General features: G+C 46.9%; 15 protein-coding genes. 13 read left to right on the top strand and 2 right to left on the bottom strand.

Features of this window, described 5'->3' with window-relative positions; all coding sequences use genetic code 11:
* Nucleotides 1-517 precede the first annotated feature (517 nt).
* The 3 genes from AABK39_RS25745 to AABK39_RS25735 all read left to right on the top strand — a co-directional run bounded on the left by AABK39_RS25745 (nucleotide 518) and on the right by AABK39_RS25735 (nucleotide 4,458).
* Nucleotides 518-1,975 (top strand): replication initiation protein, encoded by a 1,458-nt coding sequence (locus tag AABK39_RS25745; protein ID WP_338395925.1) that lies wholly within the window; start codon nucleotides 518-520, stop codon nucleotides 1,973-1,975.
* Nucleotides 1,976-2,282: 307 nt separating this feature from the next.
* The gene (locus tag AABK39_RS25740) at nucleotides 2,283-3,398 is read left to right on the top strand and encodes a glycosyltransferase family 4 protein (protein WP_338395924.1); all 1,116 of its coding nucleotides are present in this window, start codon (nucleotides 2,283-2,285) and stop codon (nucleotides 3,396-3,398) included.
* The gene (locus AABK39_RS25735; protein ID WP_338395923.1) at nucleotides 3,373-4,458 is read left to right on the top strand and encodes a polysaccharide deacetylase family protein; all 1,086 of its coding nucleotides are present in this window, start codon (nucleotides 3,373-3,375) and stop codon (nucleotides 4,456-4,458) included. Before AABK39_RS25740 ends, AABK39_RS25735 begins: the two co-directional genes overlap by 26 nt.
* Before the next feature lie 14 nt (nucleotides 4,459-4,472).
* On the opposite strand, the gene AABK39_RS25730 is transcribed toward AABK39_RS25735, so the two are convergent.
* Nucleotides 4,473-5,921 (bottom strand): M20/M25/M40 family metallo-hydrolase, encoded by a 1,449-nt coding sequence (locus AABK39_RS25730; protein ID WP_338395922.1) that lies wholly within the window; start codon nucleotides 5,919-5,921, stop codon nucleotides 4,473-4,475.
* 251 nt (nucleotides 5,922-6,172) lie between these two features.
* Between AABK39_RS25730 and AABK39_RS25725 the strand changes: the two genes are divergently transcribed.
* On the top strand, nucleotides 6,173-7,972 hold the full coding sequence (locus tag AABK39_RS25725) for a MutS family DNA mismatch repair protein (protein ID WP_338395921.1): 1,800 nt from the start codon (nucleotides 6,173-6,175) through the stop codon (nucleotides 7,970-7,972).
* A 92-nt stretch (nucleotides 7,973-8,064) separates the two neighbouring features.
* Here AABK39_RS25725 and AABK39_RS25720 read toward each other — a convergent pair whose 3' ends face one another.
* Entirely contained in the window at nucleotides 8,065-8,469 is a 405-nt protein-coding gene (locus AABK39_RS25720; protein WP_338395920.1) for a thiol-disulfide oxidoreductase DCC family protein, read from the bottom strand.
* A 244-nt stretch (nucleotides 8,470-8,713) separates the two neighbouring features.
* On the opposite strand from AABK39_RS25720, the gene AABK39_RS25715 reads away from it, so the two are divergent.
* The 9 genes from AABK39_RS25715 (at nucleotide 8,714) to AABK39_RS25675 (ending at nucleotide 26,276) form a co-directional block, all read left to right on the top strand.
* A complete protein-coding gene (locus AABK39_RS25715) occupies nucleotides 8,714-10,093 on the top strand; it encodes a sulfatase family protein (RefSeq protein ID WP_338395919.1) in 1,380 nt (459 codons plus the stop codon).
* A 564-nt stretch (nucleotides 10,094-10,657) separates the two neighbouring features.
* Nucleotides 10,658-11,410 (top strand): DeoR/GlpR family DNA-binding transcription regulator, encoded by a 753-nt coding sequence (locus AABK39_RS25710; protein ID WP_338395918.1) that lies wholly within the window; start codon nucleotides 10,658-10,660, stop codon nucleotides 11,408-11,410.
* A gap of 546 nt (nucleotides 11,411-11,956) precedes the next feature.
* Nucleotides 11,957-12,949: a N(4)-(beta-N-acetylglucosaminyl)-L-asparaginase gene (locus AABK39_RS25705; protein ID WP_338395917.1), complete on the top strand. Its 993-nt coding sequence runs from the start codon at nucleotides 11,957-11,959 to the stop codon at nucleotides 12,947-12,949.
* 100 nt (nucleotides 12,950-13,049) lie between these two features.
* Nucleotides 13,050-13,823, top strand: a complete 774-nt coding sequence (locus tag AABK39_RS25700) for a copper homeostasis protein CutC (protein WP_338395916.1) — start codon at nucleotides 13,050-13,052, stop codon at nucleotides 13,821-13,823.
* Between the two features lie 19 nt (nucleotides 13,824-13,842).
* Nucleotides 13,843-16,395, top strand: a complete 2,553-nt coding sequence (locus AABK39_RS25695) for a beta-mannosidase (protein ID WP_338395915.1) — start codon at nucleotides 13,843-13,845, stop codon at nucleotides 16,393-16,395.
* Between the two features lie 61 nt (nucleotides 16,396-16,456).
* Nucleotides 16,457-17,620, top strand: a complete 1,164-nt coding sequence (locus AABK39_RS25690) for a carbohydrate-binding family 9-like protein (protein WP_338395914.1) — start codon at nucleotides 16,457-16,459, stop codon at nucleotides 17,618-17,620.
* Nucleotides 17,621-17,825: 205 nt separating this feature from the next.
* Entirely contained in the window at nucleotides 17,826-20,840 is a 3,015-nt protein-coding gene (locus tag AABK39_RS25685; RefSeq protein ID WP_338395913.1) for a GH92 family glycosyl hydrolase, read from the top strand.
* A 142-nt stretch (nucleotides 20,841-20,982) separates the two neighbouring features.
* Nucleotides 20,983-22,617 carry a chitobiase/beta-hexosaminidase C-terminal domain-containing protein gene (locus AABK39_RS25680; protein WP_338395912.1) on the top strand — a complete coding sequence of 545 codons (1,635 nt, stop codon included), beginning with the start codon at nucleotides 20,983-20,985 and terminating at the stop codon, nucleotides 22,615-22,617.
* Nucleotides 22,618-23,174: 557 nt separating this feature from the next.
* On the top strand, nucleotides 23,175-26,276 hold the full coding sequence (locus tag AABK39_RS25675) for a hypothetical protein (RefSeq protein WP_338395911.1): 3,102 nt from the start codon (nucleotides 23,175-23,177) through the stop codon (nucleotides 26,274-26,276).
* The last annotated feature ends 237 nt before the right edge of the window (nucleotides 26,277-26,513 follow it).

The raw sequence follows: 26,513 nt of genomic DNA, 5'->3' as shown, positions 1-26,513 counted from the left end.
ATTCTTAATTTATGTACGAGAGATTCTTAACCAATAGCGAGTTTTTCTTAAATGGGTGTTTTGCTTAATCTTTAAAGACGAGTTTTTCTTAACCAAAGAGGCTGAAACAGTTCCTTTTAGACGAGCTTTTCTTAAAAACCATCTATTGAAAGTGTCTATCGCTTCCTAAAAGGCATACCTCCGTTACCCTTCTTAAGAAATACTCACCTTAAGGGGCTTCGAAAATCTTCGTTTTGGAGTTGCCGTTAAGGTTTGCTCACTTCAAGCGTATTCTTTGCCTAAAGAAAGGGTTCTCGATTAAGAATTTCTCGCTTCTAGGGCTTCCAATTGTGACGTGTAAGATCTGCCAGGTTAAGAAAAACTCACTTTTAGGAACCTGCGCCGGTTTTATGGCCTAGTTTTTAAGAAAATCTCGTTCGTAATATGTCGCCGTGCTTTGCGTCTATTTTCGTTTTCCCTATTTTGAACGACGAATTAATTATTTCTCGCTTTTGGCGCCAAAAGATCAACGACGCTTATGAAAACGCAGACCTCGCTGGAGATGTACAAGGACTACAAGATAGTTAAGAGTAACGAGCTCATTAATTCCAAGAGCCGGTTTACGTTGATGCAGCAGAGAATCATATTGCTGATGGCGGCGAGGATCAAAATCACCGACGCGGATTTTATCCCTTACCATATCTCGATTTCGGAGATTTTGGGATTGGGGCCCAACGACAAGGTGAAAGGCCAGCAATATAACGATATCCGAGAGGCGGCGGTGGGGCTTACCAATAGCGCCATTTATCTACAGCAGGGCGACAAGTGGCGTTCGATGGCCTTTATTAGCGTGGCCGAGGGCGAGAAAGGCAAGAACTTTATCACCGTTCAGTTCTCGCCGCAGATGAAACCTTTCTTGCTGAACCTAAAGGACAATTACACCAGCTATTTTCTCAAGCACGTCTTTTCCTTTCGCAGCGCCCATTCTATCCGTATTTACGAATTGCTGGCGCAATATTATCCCAAAATCCGGTCGAGGAAATTCGATTTGGAATACTTGAAAGATATGCTGTATGTGGGTGATAAGTACAACCGCTTTTTCGATTTTAAGAAATATGTGATCGAAGTGTCGGTAAAGGAAATAAACGCCTTGTCCGATATTTACGTGGAGTATGAAGTGGAGAAAAAAGGCCGTAAAGTGGTCGGGCTGATTTTCCATATGTCGAAAAACGTGCAGAACGTACCTTCCGAACAGGAGAATCAGGAAGACAAAATGGATATGACACTTTTGCCTTCGCCTCCGATGATTCCGAAGGAGAAAGCCGAAAAGAAGCCAAAGAAAAAGAAAGAAAAACCGGTAGCGCCTGCAATGGAGGAAAGCCCGGCTTGGATTGTAGCGGAACAGGAAGCGGGCCAGTTAAGCCTGGACCTAGTGGCGGAAGGAAAAGCGGCTGCCAAACCGGCAACGGGAATAAAGCCGGCAACTATCCAGAAACTGGAACAGAAGTACGGAAAGGCATTGACCGATTTTTATGTGAAGAAGGTAAGCGCTTTGGACGAGGTGGCAAACAAGACGGGTTATCTGATTACGGCTCTGAAATCGGGTTATTATCAGGAGGAATTTGAGGGAATGTCCGCTGAGGCCGACCGCAAAAGAAAGTTGGCGGAAGAGCGGGAAAGGAAACAGAGCTACGAGCGAAAGAAACAGGAAATATCCGCGGAGTATGACGAGTATTTGAAAAACCTAAAACGTCGTCTTTTGGCCGAAGCAACCGAAGACGATCAGGCCGAATACCTTTTCGACTTGGAAACGTCGTCAAATTCTTATCTGAAAAAATTCATAGCCGAATGGGAGGCCGACCAACCGAGCGAGACTGCTTTGGGATTTTACGGAACGTGGCTTATCGAAAACAAACTTGACGACAGCGCTCAGGAACTGATAAAAAGCCTTGCTTCATACGCCAAAGCCAAACACGGTTTTGAGATAGAAGATTGATAAATAGCGCTGATGTATAATTTTGGAAAACATCATTTTCTAAATGACTATAAATCTGTTTGATTTAGTTTTCGTATCGTTCTATTCCTGTATTTGGTTTAAATGATGTGATCATGCGAATTTCGAGTAGTGAACGAAAGTTTTTTATTGGAAAAACCATCTTGCAATAAAATAGCTCTACTATTTTTTCAACGCTATCTCAAGGGGCTTGATAACTTGAGTATTTTTGTCAAATGTTAGTTTAACGGAATAACAGAGTTTCTCCTGTGGGATTTTTGATTGTTTGATAGGGGGGCTGAAATATATAATGAATAGGAATTACAAAGTCTTGATGCTAATCAACGGAGTTGGTTGGGGAGGCACAAAAGAACAGACTTATTTGGTAACCAAAGGTCTGAAAAAGGAAGGGATTGACGTTCACATTGCTTTAGCGGATCAATATGATGAGATGCGTGATAAGCTACGTCCATTTGATGTGACTGAACACGTGTACGAATATATAGGCAAGAATAGCCGTTGGAGCATTTCCCAAGCTAGGCGATTGGCCGGTATTATTGATAGGGAGGGGTTTGATTTTGTCGTGGCCAATTCACCGAAGGTTGTGGGCTATTTGTCCATTGCCAAGTTATTTATGCGTACCAAACCCTGCATAATAAGCGTCAAACGGTCGGGACGGAAGTCGGGATGGTTGTCGAAGATTTTCAAGTACCATATCGCCGATAAGATTGTGGTAGTGTCGGAAGGAGTTACCGAGCAAATGAAGCGAGATAACTTTTACCCGGAAAAGTTGGTGACGATACAAAGTGGAGTGCCGACGGATCTTTTCCAGCCGAATACGGAAAACCGCATACGCTTGAGAAAGGAATTGGGAATAGCGGAGGACAAGAAAGTCTTTATAAACGTAGCGAACTGGAACCCTAAAGTTAAGGCACAAGACAAACTTATAGAGGCTTTCGCCAAAGTAAAAGACACTGACGCATTGCTTGTGTTGGCCGGAGGATCAACCGATACTGTGGCCATGGAGCATGCCCGTAAAATGAACGTAGGCAACCGGGTGATTGGCTTAGGTTACCGTAATGACGTTCCCGCACTGTTGGATATGGCCGATTATTATGTTTTGTCGTCCAACCTTGAGGGCGTGGCGGGCTCAGTTATCCAAGCTATGATTATGGGAAAAGTGACTTTATCTACCTTGGCCGGTGGCATTGGGAGTTACTTGAAAGACGGAGAAAACGGCTTTACGGTCCCTGTCGGTGATTTTGAGGGAATGACCGCAAAGATGGAGAAAATGTTAGGGCTTAGCCCAGAAGAAGAGGAACGCATTATACGTGAGGCGAAGCGGACAGGAGAAACGTTCTCTATCAAAAAGACTGTGGAGAAGTATATACAATTATTCGATGAGATCTATGAAGGCGAGTCCTAATCTATTCATAATATATTACCATAAGATTCTTCCCCGGTTAGGCTATGAACCTTCGTGGAGACAGTTTGACTTTGAGTTACGATACCTGAAACAGTTTTTTGATATTGTAACTCTGGATGAGGTACACGCTTATTTGAAAGGCGAATGGAAGCCGAAGCGTACTTCGGTGGTGATAACTTTTGATGATGGCTATGTTGACAATTTAGTCTACGCTTATCCATTACTGAAGAAACATAAGATTAAGGCGACCTTGTTTGCGGTGGCTTCGCGGATTAACCAAGATGCGGACATCGGGAAGATGAGGCCGACTCTGGAAGATTATTGGAACGGGAAAGTAGCCTTTTCCGAATTGGTGGAGCCAGTGACAATGGGCGAGGCTAACACACAGTTTTTTGTCGAGGGAAAATCGCCCGACTTCATGAGCGTATCGGAGTTGAACTCCGTTAAAGATCATTTTGATGTTGAGGGCCACCTTAACGTGCATGCTCGGTCATTCTATGAAGATCGAATCTTGGGAGTTTGGGATAACCGCAATACGAAGTCGCATCCCAAATACGGTGTGCATTACAGTGACGTGAATCGCTATGGCGAATGTCCGTATATCGGGTTGCCGGTATTTCCCAGCAGAAACAACATCGCCGTAAGGCAAGGGAAGCTAAAGCCTGAGGTGAAAGATTACATTCAAAGTCTGGGAAAGGATTTCTTCGAGAAGCCTGATTATGCCCAAACCTTGATCAAGGATTTGGAAAACAGATTTCCCGAAAGGCTGGATTTTGAGACTGTGGAAGAACAGAAACAAAGGGTAGACACCGAAATGAGGGAATCCAAGGCGGATCTTGAGCGTCTGATCAATCAGCCTGTCCGGTATCTGTCATTCCCTTTTGGCGACCATGATGATATCTCGTGCGAAATAGCCTCCAAATATTTCGACTTGGCGGTAACCGTAGAGAAAGATATTGTGCGCCCAAACCAAGATCCTTATCGGGTTCCCAGAGGTGCCATAGCCAAGGATGTGTTTTCTTTCTTGGCCAGGGTCGAGCGTTTCCGTTGGAAAAAATAGATTGCGCCAGCAGGTCACTTGCAGGTATTCTGTATTAGCCTTCGGTAAAACCGCACGCAGTTTTTCAGATCTTGGATAGCTATGCGCTCGTTTTTGCCGTGAATTTGTTCTACACTGGCAGGATTGATCCTGACGGGAAGAAAGCGATAGATATTCGGGCTGATTCCGGAATAATGTTTCGAATCCGTCCCGGCGATAAGGAGGTTCGGGGCGGTCAGGCTTTCCGGAAAAATTTCCCTTACCGTAGTGGCTACGGCTTTGTATCCGAACGTTTTGGTGCTCGAAACTTTCGAAGCCGAGGCGTATTCGTATTCCATCGCATGGAGTTTTACCAGCGTGGTGTCGATAGAGTGGTGCATTTGCCAAAGCACCTGTTCGCGGTCGTCGCCGGGGAGCATTCTTATATTCACCGTCGAGCTCGCTTTTCGGGGCACTACGTTGGCTTTGTAGCCGGCGTCGAAAATAGTTGTGGCCATGGTGGTGCGGACTAGTGCGTTGCCGGCGGGCGTTTTTTCGTAAATGCCGATAATCATCGGGTCGAAAAGCCAGCGGTTGGCGAACACCACACGGTAAGTGAACGACATCTCGGGGCCGATATGGTCCAGAAATTCGTCCACCGGTGGTGTGATATGCGCCGTAAACGGGCTTTCGTTGAGTTTGGTGATCGCCCGGGCCACGGCGTCTATGGCTCCGTAAGTTTTGGGCATGGACGAATGCCCGCCGTCCACCACAGCGGTGATATCTACATTCAGGTAGCCTTTTTCCGCAATGCCTATCAGCGCCACGTCTTTCTCGATGCCCGGCACCATACCTTGCGTTATCATCAAACCCTCGTCAAGTACGAATTCCGCTTCTATTCCCTGCGATTTCAAATGCTCCGCGATTTTTTCCGCTCCTTGGCTTCCGCCGATTTCCTCATCATGACCAAAAGCCAAGAGTATATCCCTTTCGGGAACGAAATTATTTTTCAGCAACGATTCCACGGCTTGGAGAATGCTTACTACGGCCACCTTGTCGTCCAGCGAACCACGGCCCCAGATGGTGTCCTGCACGATTTTTCCGGAGAACGGAGGCTCTTTCCAGTCGTCGCCGGCGGGCACTACGTCTTGGTGAGCAAGCAGGAGCAAGGGCTTTTTGTATTTGTCACGGCCTTTCCACGTAAACAGCAGGCTATATTGGTTAATGGTGTCGACGCTCAGTTTTTGGTGAGCCATTGGGAAAGCTTCTCTCAGAATTTCGTGAAGTTTTCGGAATTCGGGTCCGTTGGGCGCTTTGTTCTCGTAAGAGACCGTTTGGCATTTGATGGCCCGGGAGAGGGTTTCCGCAACGTGGTTATCCAGCGGGATCACTTCCGCCGTTTTGGCATCGATCTGTTTTGAGCTGAATATTAACGTACGGGCAAGCAACAGCCCGGCCAATGCGAGAAGAACGACGAGGATGAGAGTTGATACGTTTTTTTTCATAATGTCGGAGGGAAGATTCGAAACGGATCAGGAAGCGCTTTAGGATATTTGAATACATAAGATAAACCAAAGCGCAAATGAGCGGGGCAGGCTGTAAGAAAATCGGGAGACTTACCGTATTTCCTAAGCGAATGTTTCCGTCTTTACTTCTCATTTCCCATCGGTATCGGAGTATGGGTTTATTGTCCGAATTCTGTTTGTTCGGAGCGGTGCTGTTTTTATATTACTGAGTAAATTATTTCAAGCGAAACATGAGTAAAGACGTTAGCGAAATTTTTCAGGAGCGGGAAGCCCATTTCCGTGGCCTTTTTCAGAACGAATTAAAAAGATACCGGATCTTGAGCACCGCCCGGTTGGTTTGGTTTTCCATAGCGATTGTGCTGGAAGTCTATTTGGCCAACATCAAGAACGGGGAGGCGATGTGGATGACCGGGTTGGTCTTTGTCTGCGTATTCGTCGTTTTGATTATCTGGCACCGACGTACCGTCAAGCGGAAAGAATTCTACCGTTGTCTGGCCGAAATAAACGCCGAAGAGCTAAGGCGTATTTCCGGAGACTTAAAAGGTCTGGACGGTGGCGACGAGTTTACCGACCCTGCGCACGCATACGTGGCCGATCTCGATATTTTCGGAAACAATTCGCTGTACGCCCTGGTAAACCGGGCACATACCGAGGAAGGCCGGAGAGTAATGGCCACTTGGCTCTCCGCTCCGGCGGACCGGGACACGGTACAGGCCCGCCAATTGGCGGTATTGGAACTCGGTGAGCGGATGGAATGGCGACAGGAATTGCAGGCCAAAGGCAGAATGAGCGCCGGTAAACAAAACACCGATGACCGGCTGTACGAATGGCTGGAATCGGATAGTTATATTATGCCCGGGGGCAAATTCTATTACCTGTTTTTCCTGCTATCGCTGGCGCTTATCACGTCTTTGGCATTGGCGTTTTTCGACATAATTCCTTTGGGCATTTCCGGTTTGCTAGCGATAGTGAACACGCTTTATCTGCTCTCGTTGCAAAAGGCAGTAAAAACCGTAACCGACGGAAGCGAGAAATCCTTAAAAAGCTTGGCGGGCTACGAGTCTTTGATCAAGCATATCGAAACGCAACGTTTTAAGACGGAAACCTTGGAAGAGCTCGCGCGGACTTTTGACCTTGAGGGGACCAAAGCTTCCGAGGCCGTGGAAAAGCTTAACAAGATTCTGTTTGCCTTGAATAGCCGGGCCAATATCTTTTATCCGGCAATGGATATTCTTTTCCTGTTGGACCTCTACTGGCTGATCAAAGCCGTTCGCTGGCGCAAAAAATACGGATCCAGCATAAGGTCGTGGTTCGAAGCCGTGGGCAATATCGAAGCCTTGGCCAGTATTTCGGGCTTTTCGGCTGCGAATCCCGCTTACCGTTTCCCGAAAGTGACAGACGAACGTTACGCCTTCGAGGCCGAGAGTTTGGGCCATCCGCTTATCCCGTCCGACAGGCGGGTGACAAATGACTTCGGCCTTTCCGGCGACGGGAGCGTCTGTTTGGTTACAGGGTCGAATATGTCCGGCAAGAGTACGTTCTTGCGTACCGTTGGCGTAAACGCCGTTTTGGCGCTTGGCGGCGCTCCGGTTTGCGCGGATTCCATGCGCATATCTGTAATGCAAGTCTACACTGGCATGCGGACTTCGGACAGTCTGGAAGAGAACGTGTCGTCGTTCTACGCCGAGTTGCGCCGTATCCGCGGGCTTCTGGACCGATTGGGGGAGGGAGTGCCCGTGTTCTTTATGTTGGATGAAATTCTGAAAGGGACAAACTCAAAAGACCGACACGCCGGCGCGGCGGCCTTGATTCGTCAGCTAAACAGAAACGGATGTACCGGTATGGTTTCCACACACGATTTGGAACTGGGCCAAATGGCGGTGGAATCTTCTTACCTGAAGAATTTCCATTTTTCAAGCGACATCGACGGCGACGAGATCAATTTCGATTATAAACTCAAGGAAGGAATCTGCAAAAGTTTCAACGCCTCGAAGCTAATGGAGCGAATGGGCATTGAGATGAATGCTTAGAGAGGGGGAGTATCAGGTCTTAGGTATTAAGTATTAGGTAGCACATGGATTCAGTGCCTAATACTTAATACCTGATACCTAAGACCAAAACATCACCCCAAAAATCTTTCCCTCACGCTGGGTAACGGAAGCTCGCAAACCTCTTTTTTCCCGAATAGCTTATACCTTCTTTTCGCTATCCACAAATAGGCGAAGTCCCGTATTTTTTCAGGGACAAACCGAAACGCGGCCAATACTTTCCATCCTCCGCCGAGAGTGGAAAGAACTTTTAGAGCAGCCGTGGATTTGGTGTAGGCCCGCCCGTCTTCTATAAACACAAACGTTTCGAAATCCTGAACCGGAAGTCCGTGCCGTTCCAGCAACTTTTGTCCGGTGGCTGATTGTAGCGAGGCGAATTTTATCTTCGCCTTGCGGTCGTGGCGAATCACAAAGCGGACGGTCTTGTCACAAAGATTGCAGACTCCGTCGAAAAGTACGGTGGGGTTTGATGTGGTCAAAATGTTTTTTTGGTGTGTATACGTTGTTTGGGCCGAAAGGGTATTCGTTTACTTATGATTTAAATCTGACTTCCAAATGTTCGTACTGAGATGTTTGGATAGATTGCGCCCCCAGATATTTCATTTGATCTTTTACATTGGCACAGGAATTCGGTCAGGGTAAATCGAAAGCGATTTTCACCAGAGGCATTTTCGGTTGGCTGAATTCAGCGGTTAAGGTAAGGGTATTTTTATTTTATATCAGATGAGAAAGAACAAGTTTTTAAACATGACGTTGGGCGTGGCGTGTAGTCTGTTATTCGCTTCCTGTTCTAAGGACAACGATCGTAAAGACAGCCCGAATATCATTATCATAAACGCCGACGATATGGGCTACGGGGATTTGGGCGCTTACGGCCACCCCAGCGTAGCCACTCCGCATATCGACCGAATGGCGAACGAGGGACTGAAATTCAACTCTTTTTATACGGCTTCGGCGGTTTGTTCGCCGAGTAGGGGAGGGCTGATGACGGGACGCCTACCCGTAAAAACAGGCTTGTACGGAGATAGACGTGTGGTTCTCTTTCCGCAGTCCGTAAAAGGAATGCCGAAAGAGGAGCAAACCATTGCCGAATTGCTGAACGAACAGGGTTACTCAACCGCTTTGGTGGGAAAATGGCACTTGGGCCACCTGAAGGAATATATGCCGAACCAGCACGGTTTCGATTATTTCTATGGTCTCCCGTATTCTAATGACATGTGTACTGGCTGGGGAAGAAAAAAGCCGAAAGGCTATCCTGACCTTCCTTTTTATGAAAATGAAAAGCTGCTGGAAGTGGAGCCGGCGCAGGACGTTTTGACAAAACGATATACGGAAAAGTCTTTGGAATTTATCCGTTCCAATTCCGAAAAACCTTTCTTTCTGTATCTGGCCTACGCCATGCCGCACGTTCCGATCACGGCCAGCGCCGATTTTGCGGGGAGAAGCTTGAACGGTGAATACGGCGATACCATTGAGGAAATTGATTGGAGCGTCGGGCAGATTCTCAACGAGCTCAGAAAATCCGGTTTGGACAAGAATACGCTTGTCTTTTTTACCAGTGATAACGGACCAGCCGTTTATTGGAATCTTCAGGGAGGATTTTCAGGTCATTTGAGAAACGGGAAAGGGACGACCTGGGAAGGTGGTATGCGCGTTCCGGGAATCGCTTGGATGCCGGGTACGGTTAAGCCGGGAGTTTTTCGCGGTATAGCCTCCCAGATGGATTTGATCGCCACGGCGGCGGATATGACGGCGTCGAAAGACAAAGTGCGCAACCCGCTTGACGGGCGAAGCCTGTTGCCGGCTTTTAATGCTGAAGTGGACCAGATACACAAAAACTTTTTCTATTACCAAGGAAGCGAGCTGAGCGCCGTAAGGAAAGGCCCGTGGAAAATGTATCTGACCACATACGGCGATCGTTTCGGGAAGTATCCGAAAAAAAATCATGAAGAAAGCCCAATGCTCTTTAACGTGGACGTGGACCCGACGGAGCGCTTCGATATGGCGGAGAAACATCCGGAAATAGTGGAAGATCTGAAAGGCCTAGCGGAAAAGCAGAAAAAAGAAACGGTGGTGAAGAAATCGCTATTTGATACTTTCTGATAAGGAAAAAATATTCCGAGAAGAACTTTGGCCCGGTGCGTTATTCGTACCGGGTTTCCTTTTGTATGTGGTTTGTTAGGCCAAATAAAGTAAGGTTTTAAAAGGAAAGATATGTGCACGTATGTGCGGAACCGGGTGCGGGTTTGCCGATTTTCAATGCCCGAATCGGTGCCGAAATGCTTAAAAAACGGACTTATTCGGCATAAATCGACATTTTTGGAAGTGTTGAGCATTCGTTTGTGCAGGTTTCTAAATATATATGATGCCCGTATTTCCGTGTTATGCGCATAAATATGCGTGTTTGTACACGTTTGCCTGTTTTCAAAAATCGTTTTCTGCCTGTTTTATCGTTACCGGAAACGTTATTTATGCATGTTTCAGTAAAACCGGCAATTTTATGTGCCGTTTTATGCCCGTTATTGTTGGGGTTTGCGTTTTTATGCGTGTTTTTTTACAAAAAATGCAGGAAAGGTTTGGGAAGATATTAGGCTTTTGCTATGTTTGAAATGTCGGGGAAATAAAGCGGATAACAGCGTTGACAGTTTCTCCAGATTCATCTAAGATATGCTGAAGCGAGAGAGACAAGACTATATCCTGGGGCAAGTAAGGCTTAACAACAAGGTGCTTTCTTCCGAGTTGAGCCTAGAACTTTCGGTGTCGGAAGATACGATACGGAGAGACTTGCGAGAGTTGTCTGACAACGGGAAAATCAGGAAAGTGCACGGCGGTGCGATGTCTAGTACCTCATACATTCCCTTCAGTTATGAAGACCGCAAGGTTTTCGGTCAGGAAAAAAAGATCCTGATTGCCAAAAAGGCCCTTGGCTTGTTGAGAGACGATATGGTGGTTATGATTGACGGGGGAACTACGAACCTCGAAATCGTGAAAATGTTGCCCCAGGATTTCCGGGGAACCTTTGTCACCAACTGTGTTCCGGTGGCTTCCGAGCTGGCCAAATACAGGAAAGTCGAGACGATAATGGTGGGTGGCAGGTTGGTGCCAAACGCACAGACAGCCACAGGCGCCGACGCTATCGAATGTGTACATAACGTTAGAGCTGATCTTTTCTTTCTCGGCACACGGAGTATACACCCGGAGCAAGGCGTTACCGATATCGACAGGGACGAAGTCTTGGTGAAGAAAGCGATGATAGGCGCAGCGGAAAGGACAGTATCCTTGGCCACCGAAGATAAACTGAATATCGTTCAGCCCTTTGTAGCGGGAAAGATAAATCAGATTGACATGCTGGTTACCAATCTTCCGGCGGAAGCGGAGCATATGCATCCGTTCGCCGAAAAGGGAGTAAAAATATTATAAACTGGTTTTTATTTCACAAGCAACATGCGACTGTTGCCAATAGCTGAGTATTTTTTATCACAGGAGAGGTTCTCAATGATGAGTGAGTGTGGTAAGTGGGTAGGAAAAAGCGGAGTGTCATAGTATTTTTGAATACCTACAATTTACAAAGTCCCATTTTTTGGGACGCCTCTCCTTCTCATTTTCATCCGCAGTAGAGCGGAAAGGCAGGAGCCAAATATACGGCTTTTTGCCAAGATCGCAAATATTTTGCCGAAGACGGTATTCCGTCTCGGCTTTTTCTGTTGTATAATATAATGGGTATAGTTATATTTTTTAACATCTTATATTTTCTTTCCCTGCCGTTTAGCGTAGCCTTTGATTTGGGATGATTATAAATGCGATTTGTTTAGCCATTACCCAATTTAACAGGCTAAAAATAAGGTAAAAAAGGTTGAAATTCGTATTTTTACTGTACTCTGATCCTCTGCGTTAACCTGCGGAAGATCATGAGATTTTGCTTAGTTTCACGCCGTTTCGAATAACGGGATAAACATATTTTTACTCATGAGTAGCAGGAGGAAATTTCTCAAGACTACGGTTTTAGGGTCCGTATTGGCCGGGACATTTTCGGGTGTGGCAAACGGCGCCGTAAGAAGAAAAAAGGGCAAAGGCCAGAAGCCCGTCGTGATTTCTACTTGGAGGAACGGAATCCAAGCCAACGAAGAAGCTTGGAAAACCCTTATTTCCGGAGGTCGGGCACTTGACGCTGTAGAGCGAGGAGTGATGGTGGTCGAAGCCGATCCGAAAGACAGAAGTGTGGGTTATGGCGGTCGCCCCGACCGTGACGGAAACGTGACGCTTGACGCCTGCATTATGGACGAACACAGCAACTGCGGTTCGGTAGCCTGTCTTCAAAATATTATGCACCCGATTTCCGTAGCCCGTAAAGTGATGGAAGAAACTCCGCACGTAATGCTCGTGGGAGAAGGCGCTTACAAATTCGCAAGGTCTCAGGGATTCAAGAAAGAAAACTTGTTGACTCCTGAATCTGAAAAACAGTGGAAAGACTGGTTGAAGAAGTCGAACTACAAGCCGGTGATCAATATCGAGAACCATGATACCATCGGAATGCTGGCTTTGGACGCTAATGGAAATATCTCGGGTTCTTGTACTACAAGTGGAGCCGCTTGGAAACTTCCGGGCCGTGTAGGCGATTCCCCGCTTATCGGTGCCGGACTTTTTGTCGATAACGAAGTTGGTGGCGCTGTCGCTACGGGCTTGGGCGAAGCGGTAATTCGTACTGCGGCTACAACCATCACCGTTGAGATGATGCGTCAGGGACACTCGCCGGCACAGGCCGCCAAGTTGGCGATTGAGCGAATTATGAGAGTTCACAAGAACCATCCGGACATGCCGAACTTGCAGGTTGGAATCTTGGCATTGAACAAGGACGGCGAGTACGGCGGACATAGTGTGCGTTCCGGCTTCAACTTTTCTGTGTGCAATTCTGACGGCAACCGTTTGGAAGATGCCAAATTCAGACTCAAATGGAACTGATGGAAATTGAGGTAAAACCTTTTTTCCGAATCAGGTAAAGAAATATTCACAAGTTCGGCTATAGGTTATTCCCATAGCCGGACCTTCATGATTTTTAAGAATGGGACATCAAAAGCTGATCGAAATCTGTGTGTATAACACGGAATCAGCGCGTATAGCTGAAGCATCCGGAGCCGACCGCGTCGAGCTCTGTTCAGGACCGTTGGAGGGCGGGACTACGCCAAGCGCTGGATTGATCGCAGACGTAAGAGGGAACATAGGTATTGGTTTGTATGTGATTATTCGGCCCCGCGGCGGTGATTTTTGCTATACCGAGAGCGAGTTCGAGATCATGAAGTATGATATACAAACGGCCAAAAACCTCGGTGCGGACGGAATCGTAATAGGCGTGTTGAAAGCGGATGGCACAGTGGACAAAGCCCGCACGAAAGAACTCGTGGAATTGGCAGCTCCGTTGCCAGTTACTTTTCACAGGGCATTTGACGTTGCGAGAGACCCCTTAAAAGCCCTCGAAGACGTAATTGATTGCGGATGTGTTAGGATTCTTACTTCGGGACAGAAGGCCACGGCCGACTTGGGAGCGGATCTGATCAAAAGGGTGAACGAGCAGGCGGCGGGAAGAATTTCGATCATGCCGGGTAGCGGGGTGAATCCTTCGAATGTGGCCGATATCGTTACTCGTACGGATGCGAACGAATGTCATTTTTCGGCAATGGAACTGGTGGACGGCCTAATGGAATATCGCGAAAGCGAAATCAATATGAGTAGCTCAGGTGCTATTCCTGAAAACTCCTTGATCCGTGCCGCTGGTGAGAAAGTCGTGGACACACGCAAGATTTTGGATGAACTTTTTTCAACGGCAAAAGCGGTTTAGCATATAACAGAACTCTACGATGATGAAGAGATGGTTTTACTGGTTGGTGGCGCTCACGGCTTGGGCATGCCAGCCGAATAAGGGCTTTGACCAACAGGCCTTGGAGGGGGACTGGAAGTTCCGGCAAGCGGACAAAAATGAGTGGATGTCTGCTACGGTACCAGGAACGGTGCATACGGATTTGCTCGCTAACAAGAAGATTTCAGACCCTTTCTACAGAACCAACGAGAAAGACCAGCAGTGGATTGAAACGAAAGACTGGGAGTACAGCGTGGTTTTCGATACTCCCGAAGGCGTCCTTGACCGCGACGTGGTGGCCTTGGAATTTCCGGGCCTCGATACCTACGCCGACGTATTCCTGAACGACAGTCTGATTCTGAAATCCGACAATATGTTCGTTGGCTACGAAGTGCCTTGCAAAGGCGCTCTCAAAGCCAAAGATAACGAACTCCGCGTCGTATTCCGTTCGCCGGTAAACGAGGTGATGGACGAGTGGGAAGCCTCGCCGTACCGTTACCCGGCCGACAACGACCAGCACGAAAAGAAACTCAGTGTATTTACGCGTAAGGCGCCTTACCACTACGGTTGGGACTGGGGTCCACGCTTCGTAACTAGCGGCATTTACCGTCCGGTGGCTTTGAAGTCTTGGAACTCGGCCGACATTAAATGGGTGCAATACACGCAGAAGTCTTTGACAGACGACAAAGCCGAATTGGTTGTTTCCGCCGAGGTGGAAGCCCTAACGCCTGGTAGCTATACGTTTTCTGTAAACGGAAAAGACGGAGAAGCTACTTTCTCCAATAGCAAAAGCTTCGAACTTAAAAAAGGCGCCAACAAAATCAGCCTTCCTCTGGAAGTAATGAAACCTAAACGTTGGTGGCCGAGCGGACTCGGAGAGGCGAATCTCTATGATATGACAGCTTCGTTGCAAAAAGGAAATTCTATCGTTTCCGAAAAGAGCGAACGCTTTGGCTTCCGCACCATCGAGGTGGTAAACAAGCCTGATGATATGGGCACAAGCTTCTTCTTCAAAGTGAACGGAGAGCCTGTCTTTATGAAAGGCGCCAACTATATTCCTTCGGACAACTTCGTGACCGAGGTTGATTCGGCGCGTTACCGTTACTTGCTCGAAAGCGCCAAAGACGCCAACATGAACATGATTCGCGTGTGGGGTGGCGGTATCTACGAAAACGATTACTTCTACGAACTGGCCGACGAAATGGGACTGTTGGTATGGCAAGACTTTATGTTTGCCTGCACCATGTACCCGGGCAGCGACGATTTCCTCAGAAGGGTAGAGGAAGAGGCCGTTTACAACGTGAAACGTCTGCGTAACCACCCGTCGATCGCGTTGTGGTGCGGAAATAACGAAATCCAGGGCGCTTGGGAAAGCTGGGGATGGCAGAAGTCTTACGGTTATTCGGAGCAAGATTCCATTAACCTGTACAACGACTACAAGGCTGTTTTCCACGAGCTTCTTCCTAAAGTGACTTCGGAGCTTGACGACAAGTTCTACCTCGCTTCTTCGCCGTTGCACAATTGGCCGAAAGCCGAAGACCGCGCCAACGGCGACAACCATTACTGGGGTGTTTGGTGGGGTAAATTACCTTTCGAAAGCTACAAGAAATACATCGCCCGCTTTATGAGCGAATACGGATTCCAGTCGTTCCCCGAGATGGAATCCATCAAGAAATATTCGGTGCCTGAAGATTGGGCCATCGAGTCCGACGTAATGAAAGCCCACCAGCGAAGCTCGATCGGTAACAAAACCATCAAGCTTTACATGGATATGTATTACGATGAGCCGAAAGATTTCGAATCATTCGTTTACGTAGGTCAAGTTCTTCAGGCTGAGGGTCTTAAAATCGGTTTCGAGGCCCACCGCCGCGCAATGCCGTTCTGTATGGGATCGCTCTACTGGCAGTTGAACGACTGCTGGCCGGTGGCTTCTTGGTCTGGTATCGACTATTACGGCAACTGGAAAGCGACTCACTATTATATCAAGAAAGCCTTCGAACCCGTACTCGTATCGCCGGATATGGACAGTACGGGCGTGATCAAGGTGTTCGCAGTTTCCGATAAACTGGAACCTGTGAAAGCCAAGCTTAATATCAGCTTGATCGATAACAAAGGTAAAGTCCTCCAAAACCGCGAGACCGAAATCAGCGTGAAGCCGAACGGTAGCAACGTTTATTGGGAAACTACCCGCAAAGCGTTCCTTAAAGGAGACTCAGGAAAGGAAACCTTCATGTACGTGACTTTGAAGTCTGAGGACGGATCGGTTGATTCCGAAAACTTCCTTTTCTTCGAGCATCCGAAAGACGTGAAGCTGGCTAAGCCGACAGTTAAAGCCGACGTGAAGAAAGCCACTGACGGTTGTGTCATTACACTCGACACCGACGTATTGGCCAGAAACGTATACTTGGCCGTACCGAACGAAGACGGATTCTTCTCCGACAATTATTTCAATATAATCCCAGGCCATACCCGGGAAATTCACCTCAGGACCAAGCTTGAACCTGAAGTGGTGAGGAAGAAACTGAAAATCACGACGCTGGACCAAGCGTTCTAAACAATATTTTGAAAGTCCGGCTTAAGTCGGACTTTTTTCATAATTCCCGGTTTGGAAACTTATGTTTCTGGGGAATATCGATCACTTTTTGAAGTTGACAATGATGAAAGGAAGTTGGATAGTGGGGACTTTGGCGTTGGCGCTGAGTATCTCCTGCGCAATGGCTCAAAAAAGCTTAAAGCCGATCCCGAAACCCAAGGGCTATGTTTGTTACCGGACAACCGCCCCCGTTACGATAGACGGCAAATTGGACGAAAAGGATTGGGCCAACGCCGAATGGACAGACGCTTTTATTGACATCGAGGGAAGCGAAAAGCCGACACCGAGATTCAAGACCAGAGCCAAGATGCTTTGGGACGACAAATACCTGTACGTATCGGCCGAGCTGGAGGAACCGCATTTGTGGGGAAAACTTACCAAGGATGAGAGCATAATCTATTACGATAATGATTTCGAGATTTTCATCGACCCGAATTCCGACACCCACTTATATCATGAGTTTGAGATAAACGTATTGGGTACCAAATGGGACCTTATGTTGGATAAACCTTATCGTGAAGGTGGTTTGCATGTTAACGGTTGGGATATGAAAGGCCTCAAATCGGCCGTGAGTGTGGACGGGACGATAAACGACCCGTCTGACACCGACAAAGGCTGGAGCGTGGAAGTGGCTTTGCCTTTGGCTTCCCTTTCCGAAACCCAGTTTGGCAGAGCCTTGCCCAGACACGGAACACAATGGCGGATCAACTTTTCGAGGGTGGAATGGAAGCACGAGATCAAAAAAGGAAAATACGTCAAGAAGAGACGGGAGAACGGCAAACGCATCCGCGAGGATAACTGGGTTTGGTCGCCCCAGTATTTGATCAATATGCACTACCCGGAACGCTGGGGTTTTCTTCAGTTTTCGGACAAAAAAGTAGGTGGCAGAAAGGAACCGTTCAAATATGATCAGGACGAGATTGTCCGTTTGTGGATGTACGAGGTATATTACGCCCAGCGTAGCTTTCGCCATAAGAAAGGAAGGTATGCGAAGACGTTCCAAGAATTGGGCGTAACGGATTTTACATTAGACGGCAAAACGCTCGAGTCTCCTTGGATGGATGCAAGCGAGAGATTTTTTGAGGCTACCGTTACCAGCCCGTTTTCCGGAAGGGTTTGCCATATCCGCTTTGACGGTAAGTCGTGGTTTGACTCACGAAGAAAAAGGAAAAGAAAAGGCGCTTGACCATTGTCTTGAGTTTTGGTATTTTATTACAAAACTTGACGAAAATCGAGAACAAATCCAGAATGTAACCCGCTTGTAAGCGCCAAAGTATCCGAAACATTGGCGTTTTGGCCTATTTTCGTAGTACTCTGAATCTGGCAGGCGCAACTGCGGGCTATCTTTTTTCAGGGCACCTTTTTGGATGATCAAGAAACATCTGGCGATTATGAAATTAAGAATCCATTTTCTCACGGCGCTTTTTGCGGCGTTTCTCATGGCCTGTTCCTCTGGGCCCAAAACGAATTTTTCGGATTACGTAGATCCGTTTATCGGTACTGGCGGACACGGGCACACGTTCCCCGGAGCTACCCGCCCGTTTGCGTTGGTACAGCTGAGCCCCGACACCGGAATCCGTGGTTGGGACTGGTGTAGCGGTTATCACGCTTCGGATAATTCCATCATGGGATTCTCGCACACGCACCTTAGCGGTACCGGCGGTCCTGATTTGGGCGATATCATGTTTATGCCGACCGTAGGCGACGTGAAAATCGTTGCGGGATCTAAGGAAAACCCTGACGAAGGTTACCGTTCCCGTTTTTCGAAAGCCAAAGAAAAAGCCAGTGCCGGCTACTACGAAGTTCACCTTGACGACTATGGCGTTGACGTGGCCCTGACCAGTACCAGACGCGCTGGTTACCACCAGTACTCTTACCCTGAGTCTGCCCAGTCGAACATTATTATCGACTTGAAGCACGGCGTTTCCGATGGCCCTAGAGAAGGTTTTATCAAGAAAATCTCCGATACGGAGGTTGTGGGTTACCGCCGCTCAAAAGGTTGGGCAATGGACCATACCGTATTCTTCGTGGCCAAATTCTCAAAGCCTTTCGAAGCGATCGAGATCTTTGCCGAAGACCAGCCGGTAGCAGGAGTTACGGAGAAGAAATCTAAAAACCTCAAAGCCGCATTGCGTTTCAAAACCGGAGCGGGCGAGAAAATCACCGCCAAGGTAGGTATCTCGGGTACTTCTATCGACGGCGCCAGACTTAACCTTGACGAGGAAATCGGAGGGAAATCATTCGCCGAAGTTTGCCAAGAGTCAAAGGACGAGTGGGAAGTGGCTTTGGCCAAAATCGCTGTCAAAAGCGGTTCGGACAAAGACTTGCGTACTTATTACACAGCACTTTACCACGCTATGGTAGCGCCTTATGTATTCTCCGACGTTGACGGAAAATACACAGGCATGGACCGCAAAATCCACCAAGTGAAAGAAGGTGAAGAGCACTACACGCTGTTTTCGCTTTGGGATACGTTCCGTGCCACACACCCGCTTTTCACGATTATCGCACCTGAGAAGAACGACCAGTTTACCCGTTCTTTGCTTGACAAATACGACCAATACGGAATGTTGCCGATCTGGGAACTCCACGGCAACGAGACCAACTGTATGATCGGTTACCATTCGGTACCGGTTATCGCCGACGCCATCCTCAAAGGACAGTCGGGCGTTGACGCCGAGCGCGCTTACAAAGCTATGAAGCACAGCGCCATGGCCGATATCTCGGGCCTGAACTACTACAAGGAGATGGGCTTTATCCCTTGCGACAAGGAATCGAACTCCGTTTCAAAATCTGTGGAATACGCTTTTGACGACTGGTGCATCGCGCAGGTAGCCAAGAAGTTGGGTAAAACGAAAGACTACGAATACTTCACCACCCGTTCGCAGTCTTACCAAAAATACTTCGACAGCCAGATGGGACTTTTCCGTGGCCGTGAGATTAACGGACGCTGGAACCGCAAGACCAACCCGTTGGAATCGTCGGCTTTGGGATCGGGAGACTACACTGAAGGCAACGCTTGGCAGTGGGGCTTCTTCGCTCCACACGATGTGGAAGGTTTGATCGGCCTGCACAAAGGCGACAAGCAATTCACTTTCATGCTCGACTCGCTCTTCGAACAGCAAACCGAAATGACAGGTCACAGCACTGACGTTACGGGACTGATCGGACAGTACGCCCAAGGCAACGAGCCGAGCCACCACGTAGCCTACCTTTACAACTTCGCAGGCGAAGCTTGGAAAACACAGGCCCGCGTTCGCGACATCATGGAAGAGATGTACACTGACCAGCCAGACGGCCTTTCGGGCAACGAGGATTGCGGTCAGATGTCATCTTGGTTAGGTTTCAGCGCGCTCGGATTCTACCCTGTAAACCCCGCCAGTGGCGAATATATCATCGGTAGCCCGTTGTTCGACGAGGCGGTTGTGACTATGGGATCAGGTAAAACCTTTACGGTAAAAGCCCAGAACAATTCTAAGAAAAACGTTTATGTCCAGTCGATGACATTGAACGGAAAGCCTTACGCCAAAACGTTCATCAAGCACAGCGACTTGGAAGCCGGTGGCGAACTCGTATTCGTAATGGGTCCGAAACCGAACAAAAACTTGGGCACGGCTAAAGCCGACCGTCCGGAGTCTAAAGCTTTCGGAAACAACGCTGTGGCCAAATTGCCGGCCAAACTTTACATGCCTTTCGTAAACGAAGCCGGAAGGGTTTTCAAAAGCGACAAGCGAGTAAGCTTGGCCTCTACCCAGAAGTCGGTGATCCGCTACACTACCGACGGAACCGAGCCTACGGCTAAATCGCCGGTATACAAAGCCAGCCTGAAGCTTAGAAAAACCACTACGCTCAAGGCCAAAGCCTTCGCCGACGGTTTCGCTCCGAGCCCAACTCTCGAAGAGAAATTCGTAAAGGCCAAGTTTAACGTTTCGGGCAAAGGTTTCCCTAAAATCTCTTTGGAAAAACCGGCGGGCAAAGCCTACAACCCGGGCACCAAAACATTGCTCGACGGCCAGTTGGGCACCGAAAATCTCCGCGACGGGAAATGGAGCGGATTCCAAGGCGACGATTTGGTAGCCACCGTGGATTTGGGTGGCGTGAAGCCGTTGACAGCCGTTTCGACCCGATTCCTTGAGAATACCAGCTCTTGGTTGTTCTTGCCAACTTCTTATGAGGTAGAATACTCTAAAGACGGCAAAAACTTCCGCAAAGCCGGTAAGTTGACGCATCCTGTGCCGACATCGCACCCTGTGATCCGCATCAAGGAATTCTCTCAGAAACTTCCTGCCGGAACATCGGCCCGCTATATTAAGGTACGTGCCCGCAACGTAGGCACTCTTCCTTCGTGGCACTTGGGCGGAGGCTCGAAAGCCTGGATGTTCGCTGACGAGATTATTGTGGAATAAGAAGTCAAGACAAAAATGCAGAGGCGCCGAGAATGCGCCTCTTTTTGGAATAAACGATTCCGATTTCGTTCCTCATACAGGAAATCGATCTCGGAATCGTTTATTTTTGCTTTGTCAAAATAAGTCAAAAACCATTAAGGTAATGGACAAGATAAAGAGATTAGCGCAACGATGGGGTTTGGCCTGCCTTGGTCTGCTGATATTGGGCCTTTCGGGATGCGCCGAGAAAAAGCCTGATGAACCTTTGAAAGTTATGTCGTTCAACATCAGGAATGGCCGGGCCAATGACGGAGATAACGTTTGGAAAAACAGGGTTCCGTTGGTGTACAGGCTTTTTGACGAACAAAACCCTGATATTGCGGGATTGCAGGAGGCCTACGAGGACCAGCTTTTCGATATTCTCAAGGAAGAAGACGATTACGCTTTCTGTGGAGTGGGGCGCGAAGACGGAAAGAAAAAGGGCGAATACGCTCCTATTATTTATAAAAAGAAGCGTTTCAGACTTTTGGAAACAGGCAATTTCTGGCTTTCCGAATCGCCGGAGATTCCCGGAAGTATGGGCTGGGATGCGGCGGTTTGCCGTATCGCCACTTGGGGACGTTTCAAAGACAAAGTTTCCGGTCACCGCTTCCTGTTCGTAAACACCCACTTTGACCACAAAGGGCATAAAGCTCAGGAAGAAAGCGCGAAACTTCTTTTGGCCAGAACCAAAGTATTGGCCGGAGAGGATCCGGTGATCGTAACCGGGGATTTCAACTTTGAGCCGAAAGACAGCCCTTACGCCATCCTTACCGGGCAGTGGCAAGGTTTGCAGAAGCTCTCGGACAGCCGCGTAATCGCCAAAGAGTCCCAACCTTACGATTACACATATCAAGCCTATGGCAAAGACAAACTCTTGATAGATCATATTTTGGTAAACGATCGCGTTTGGCTCGATAAGCACTACACGGTTCGCCTTACCGAAGGAAATCTTTACGTATCCGATCACTTTCCGGTATTCTCAAAAATCCGTTTCGGAAAAACTCCCGAAGCCGTCGCCGGAAACGTAGGGGAGATGTTGCCGACAAAAGTTTTCGCACCGTACACCAAAGAGGACCGTATCGTTTTCGGAAAGAAAATGAATATGGAACTCTTCTGCGCAACCGAAGGCGCCGAGATCCGCTACACCACCGATGGTACGGAACCTAACGCCCAATCGGCGCTTTACACACAGCCCGTAAAACTTGAACAATCGGCTGACGTTAAGGCCAAGGCTTTTAAGAAAGGATCTGAAGAAAGCCGTACGCTGAAGGTAGGTTACTACAAAGCCAAAAGTGGAGCCACCGCCAAGCTTACGCCGGAGACGGACCCTGATCCGAGATTCGAAAAGAATATTTCATTGTTGCTTGATCGCAAGACGGCTCCGAGTTTGGACTATCCGGATTGGGCGGGCTTCGGTAAAAAAGGAATGCTCGTTCGTCTTGACTGGAAAGAGGCTCGCGACGTAAAACGCGTAACCGTTCGTTTCCTTTCAGATGAAGGGTCCTGGATTCTGCCTCCGAACCAGTTCAAACTTTATTCTTCAAAGACAAAACAAGGCCACAAAGCTTTCGCTTATAAGCGCCTTCCGGATACTAAAGCGTCACAAGGCAAAAGCGTAACTGAAATCAGTGTTGACTGTGATGTGAAAGATATTCGTAGTCTGAAGATTGAAGCTCTTCCGGCTCCATTGCCGGACGACCACTCTGGTGCTGGAAAACCGGCCTGGATCTTCGCTGATGAGATTATAGTAGAATAACTTCGGTTACAAAAAATAGAGAAAACCGGAGCAAATGCTCCGCCTGTTCTTATAAAGCCTAGAGCTCTCAAGCTCCGAACAAAAGCCATCTAGCAAGGATGGCTTTATTGTATAATACCGAAAATGGGAATATAAAATTAGGGCTGATTTTGTCTTCACAATTCCCCCCAAAAAACTGAATAGAGAAAAAACAGGGGAGTAAAACCATTAAGGAAATATCTAATTATTCTGAATAGATAACATTCCTAAAACAGAGCGTGATCTTTTGAAAAACCTCACCAACCTCTTTGGAAACAGGGTAATTTAACCCAAAAGACAGATGGCTTTTTTTTAGGTTCCACGACCTCTAAAAAACGTATAATTAAATAATTTTTTTGTCTTAAAAAGAATCATCACTATCTTAAGTAATGAATAATTTTTATTAAATACATTCAACATATGCAAATTCATTTTCCACAAACTAATACTCCTGATTGGAAACCAAATTTTGTTACCCGAATCGGGTCCGGGAAGTTGAGTCAGCTATTGAATGAAAAGCGGTGATAACCATTTTTTGAATGGAAAATCAATACGGGATACTGAAAACAAAACAAGATATTAAAGCGCTGGATTTCAGTTTTTTAAAACAAGTGGGAATGGCTTTTATCCAAAGCCTGACAGAGGGAGTTAATATCGATTCCAATCTAAGCGTTTTGGATCAGCTTTGCTATGTTTTGTCTGATATGGCAAACCGTACAGGGCTGGATGTCAAGAAACTTCTTACTTATAGAAAAAATGAAAGTGAGACCTCATTCTTGCCACCGTTTGAAATTCTGTCAGGCACTCCCGTAACTGTAAATCATTGGCGAAAATTGATTATAGACCGAGTGGAGAGGGTCCGAAACGTTTGGTTCGATCAGCTTGGAAACGACAGGCCAGACACCGTATCTGGTTTATATATCCTGCGGGTGGAATTGGCCGAAGGTTTCGACAAAAAGCTTCATGGACAGCGGATAAAAGAAGAAATCTATGAACTGTTGGCCGAAAATCGGAATCTGGGCGAAGATGTTTGTGGAATTGTTATTCAAGATCCGCAGGAACTCTTCGTCGATTGCGAAATAGTTTTGGAAGATGATTGTTCGGCGGACGATGTTCATGCCCAAGTGTTGGCTCGTCTAAACGATTACATCACACGTCCTTTAAAGCGATATACGCTACAGGAGGCGAAAAAAATGGGAATGTCGGCCGATGAGATCTTCGAAGGTCCGGCTTTGCGTTGCGGATTAATCCTGGATCATGATCTCAGAACCAAGGATTCCTATTTTCAGAATGGCGAGTTTATCAATCTTCTGGCCGATATTACTGGTATAAAGTCGATTAAGCGTTTTAACCTTTTGGTCTGGAAATCTGGCGAAGGCTATGTCAACTACACTGACAGGCTGGAAGGCAAGGAAAAGCCCGAAGCAGTAGCCATTGGCTGGATGAATTCGCCCCGTTTGGCGTCGATCCATCTTGATGATATTAATAATCCACTTTTCTTTAAATATTTTAAGAAAGGCAGTATCGTTTCGATTTCCAAGGAAGAAGTTTTCAGTAATCTGGAAAGACTTAGAGACGGAGGTTTTCCCTTAGAAGGAAAAAGCGTTAAAAAGCGAAAAGAAACTACTTCTTCCGATAAATCCGAAACAGAAAAGCGCCAGCAGAATTGTGCTCCAGAGCTTTTACAGCTTAAAGGCTTTATGATGTTATTCGAACATCTGATGAGCAATCATTTGTCAGAAATAAATAACTTCGGAAAGTTATATTCTTTAGATCCTGAGTTAGAAACGGCTTATTTGGCCCAAGTACCGATTGATATTGTATATCTGGGACAATTATTGGATTCGGGAGACTCGGTAAATCTTGCTGAAGTAAAAGAAAAGATAATCCGTAGGATAGATGATTTGGAAAACCGCAGACTTACTTTTTTAAGGCATCTGATGGTTCGTTTCGGAGAGGATTATCATGATCTTCCTTTCCATAAATTTGATTTCTATCCCGGCCACAAGGCCCAAACAGAGGTGAAACCCTTAGCCAAAATCGTGACGGAACAACGTAAACTTAGTTCCTCAAAATCGCTCTCTCCTTTGCCTCGTGACGGATATTGGCTCCGGGAAAACTATTCGGTGTTGGAAAGACGCATTAGGTTAAAACTGGATTTGCCTTTACGGCCGTCCAGGTTTGCAAGCAGTCTTTTTCCTAAGGTGGCTTTTCATAAACCAAGTTCAGAAAAACCGTTCCCTACCGATTATAAATTATTTACAGGAAAGAGTAAACTCACCGGAATAAAGGATAATCCCGAAAATATTAAAGAAGAAGTAAATAGATTTTTACTGAAAGATATCGAAATAGACGAAGATTTATTCCGAAAAGGAATTTTTGAAGATAACTATCGATTACTCGAAATATACTCGAGAAAATACAATTATACGGTTCTGTTATTCAGAAGTGATTCGAACAAATCCACTTGGTTGGAAAAGGTAAAGGGTAATGATTTTTATCCCAAGAATTATTCTTGCAATACTTCGCATCTTGTGATTACCTCCGAAGACAGAGTAAGTTTTGTTTTGGAATCGTTAGACGACAGTGCGGGGAATAAAGACCAAATATCAGTTTGGCGCACACTGGCTATTTACAGTAAAAAAAGTGACGCAACCTTGGCCGTATTTTCCCTCAAAAACCTTTTGATTGATTGGAATTATCAAAGTGAAGGTTTATACGTGCTTGACCATACTTTGCTGAGGCATCGCCATCGTATTCCATTTGTTGGTGTGACGTTTAAATGCCGAGGTGTGGAGTTTAGTATTGAGCCTTCTGTAAGTCCCGAGGAGTTGCAGGAAACGGTCTTGGTGACGTTACTCAAAATGAAAAAAGAGAACGGGGGAGAGTTTTCCGTAGAACTGGAACGACATGAACGCTACGGTATCCAACTGTATAAAGACGGTCATCCTGAAGGAAAGTTGTATGGCAATTTTCCGAATTTGGCCACAAGTATCAAAGCCTTGGAGAAAATGGAAGCGCCCGAAGGTTGCGAACTTAGGCCGGTGGAAATATTTAAAAACGAGTATAGGCCATTATGGACAAACGGCGGAGAGACTTTGCCCATAACGAGCAAAGTGTTTTATGATAACAAAAAGGATCCAGATAACGAAAAGGCGCTTTACTACGCCCGAGAAGTTGCTCGTTACGCCGAACGTATAACAGAGCTGGATGTAGCCAGCGGAAAAGGTATGAGCTTTTACTATAAAGGAGCGACAGGAAATTTCCCGGCCAAAGATTATAACGGAACCCTTACCGTACTGCTTCCCGGCTGGACAGCCCGTTTCGCCGACTGCGAATTCCGTCGTTTCACCGAAAACGCTTTGCGCAACAATACGCCTTCGCATTTGACCTTACGGATAAAATGGATCAGCCTAAATGAGATGACCGTTTTCGAAAAAATCTATTCCGACTGGATATATCACTTTTGGAATGTGGAACAAGCCACTGATTATAAAGCAATGAATCATCTTTCCGATGAATTGATGAGCTTTTTGCAAGGCGACTATAAACTGGACTCGCCCAAAGATGTTGAGCGATACTTCAAAGCCAGGCAAAGAGCCAAGTCGGATGTGGATATTCAGCCTGTTACCATCGCTTAGGTTTCGACGATTATCGAGATCAGCTTTTCTATTTTTAAATACGAAAGTATTATTCAGATTATCAACATGTTATATGTGTTGTGAGTTAGTGTGCAGTTTTTTCCTCAGACATTTTTTCAGATAAAGACTAAGGGTTTTTCTCATTTAACGACATCTATATATACTGAGGCGGGCAGTGTTATACCGTTTTTCAAACCCCATTGCGCAAAGCTTTGCGTAAAGTCATCCATTTGCGCT

The sequence above is a fragment of the Fulvitalea axinellae genome, assembly GCF_036492835.1.
In the GTDB taxonomy this organism is placed as follows: domain Bacteria; phylum Bacteroidota; class Bacteroidia; order Cytophagales; family Cyclobacteriaceae; genus Fulvitalea; species Fulvitalea axinellae.
This window is presented reverse-complemented; position numbering and strand designations above follow the sequence as displayed.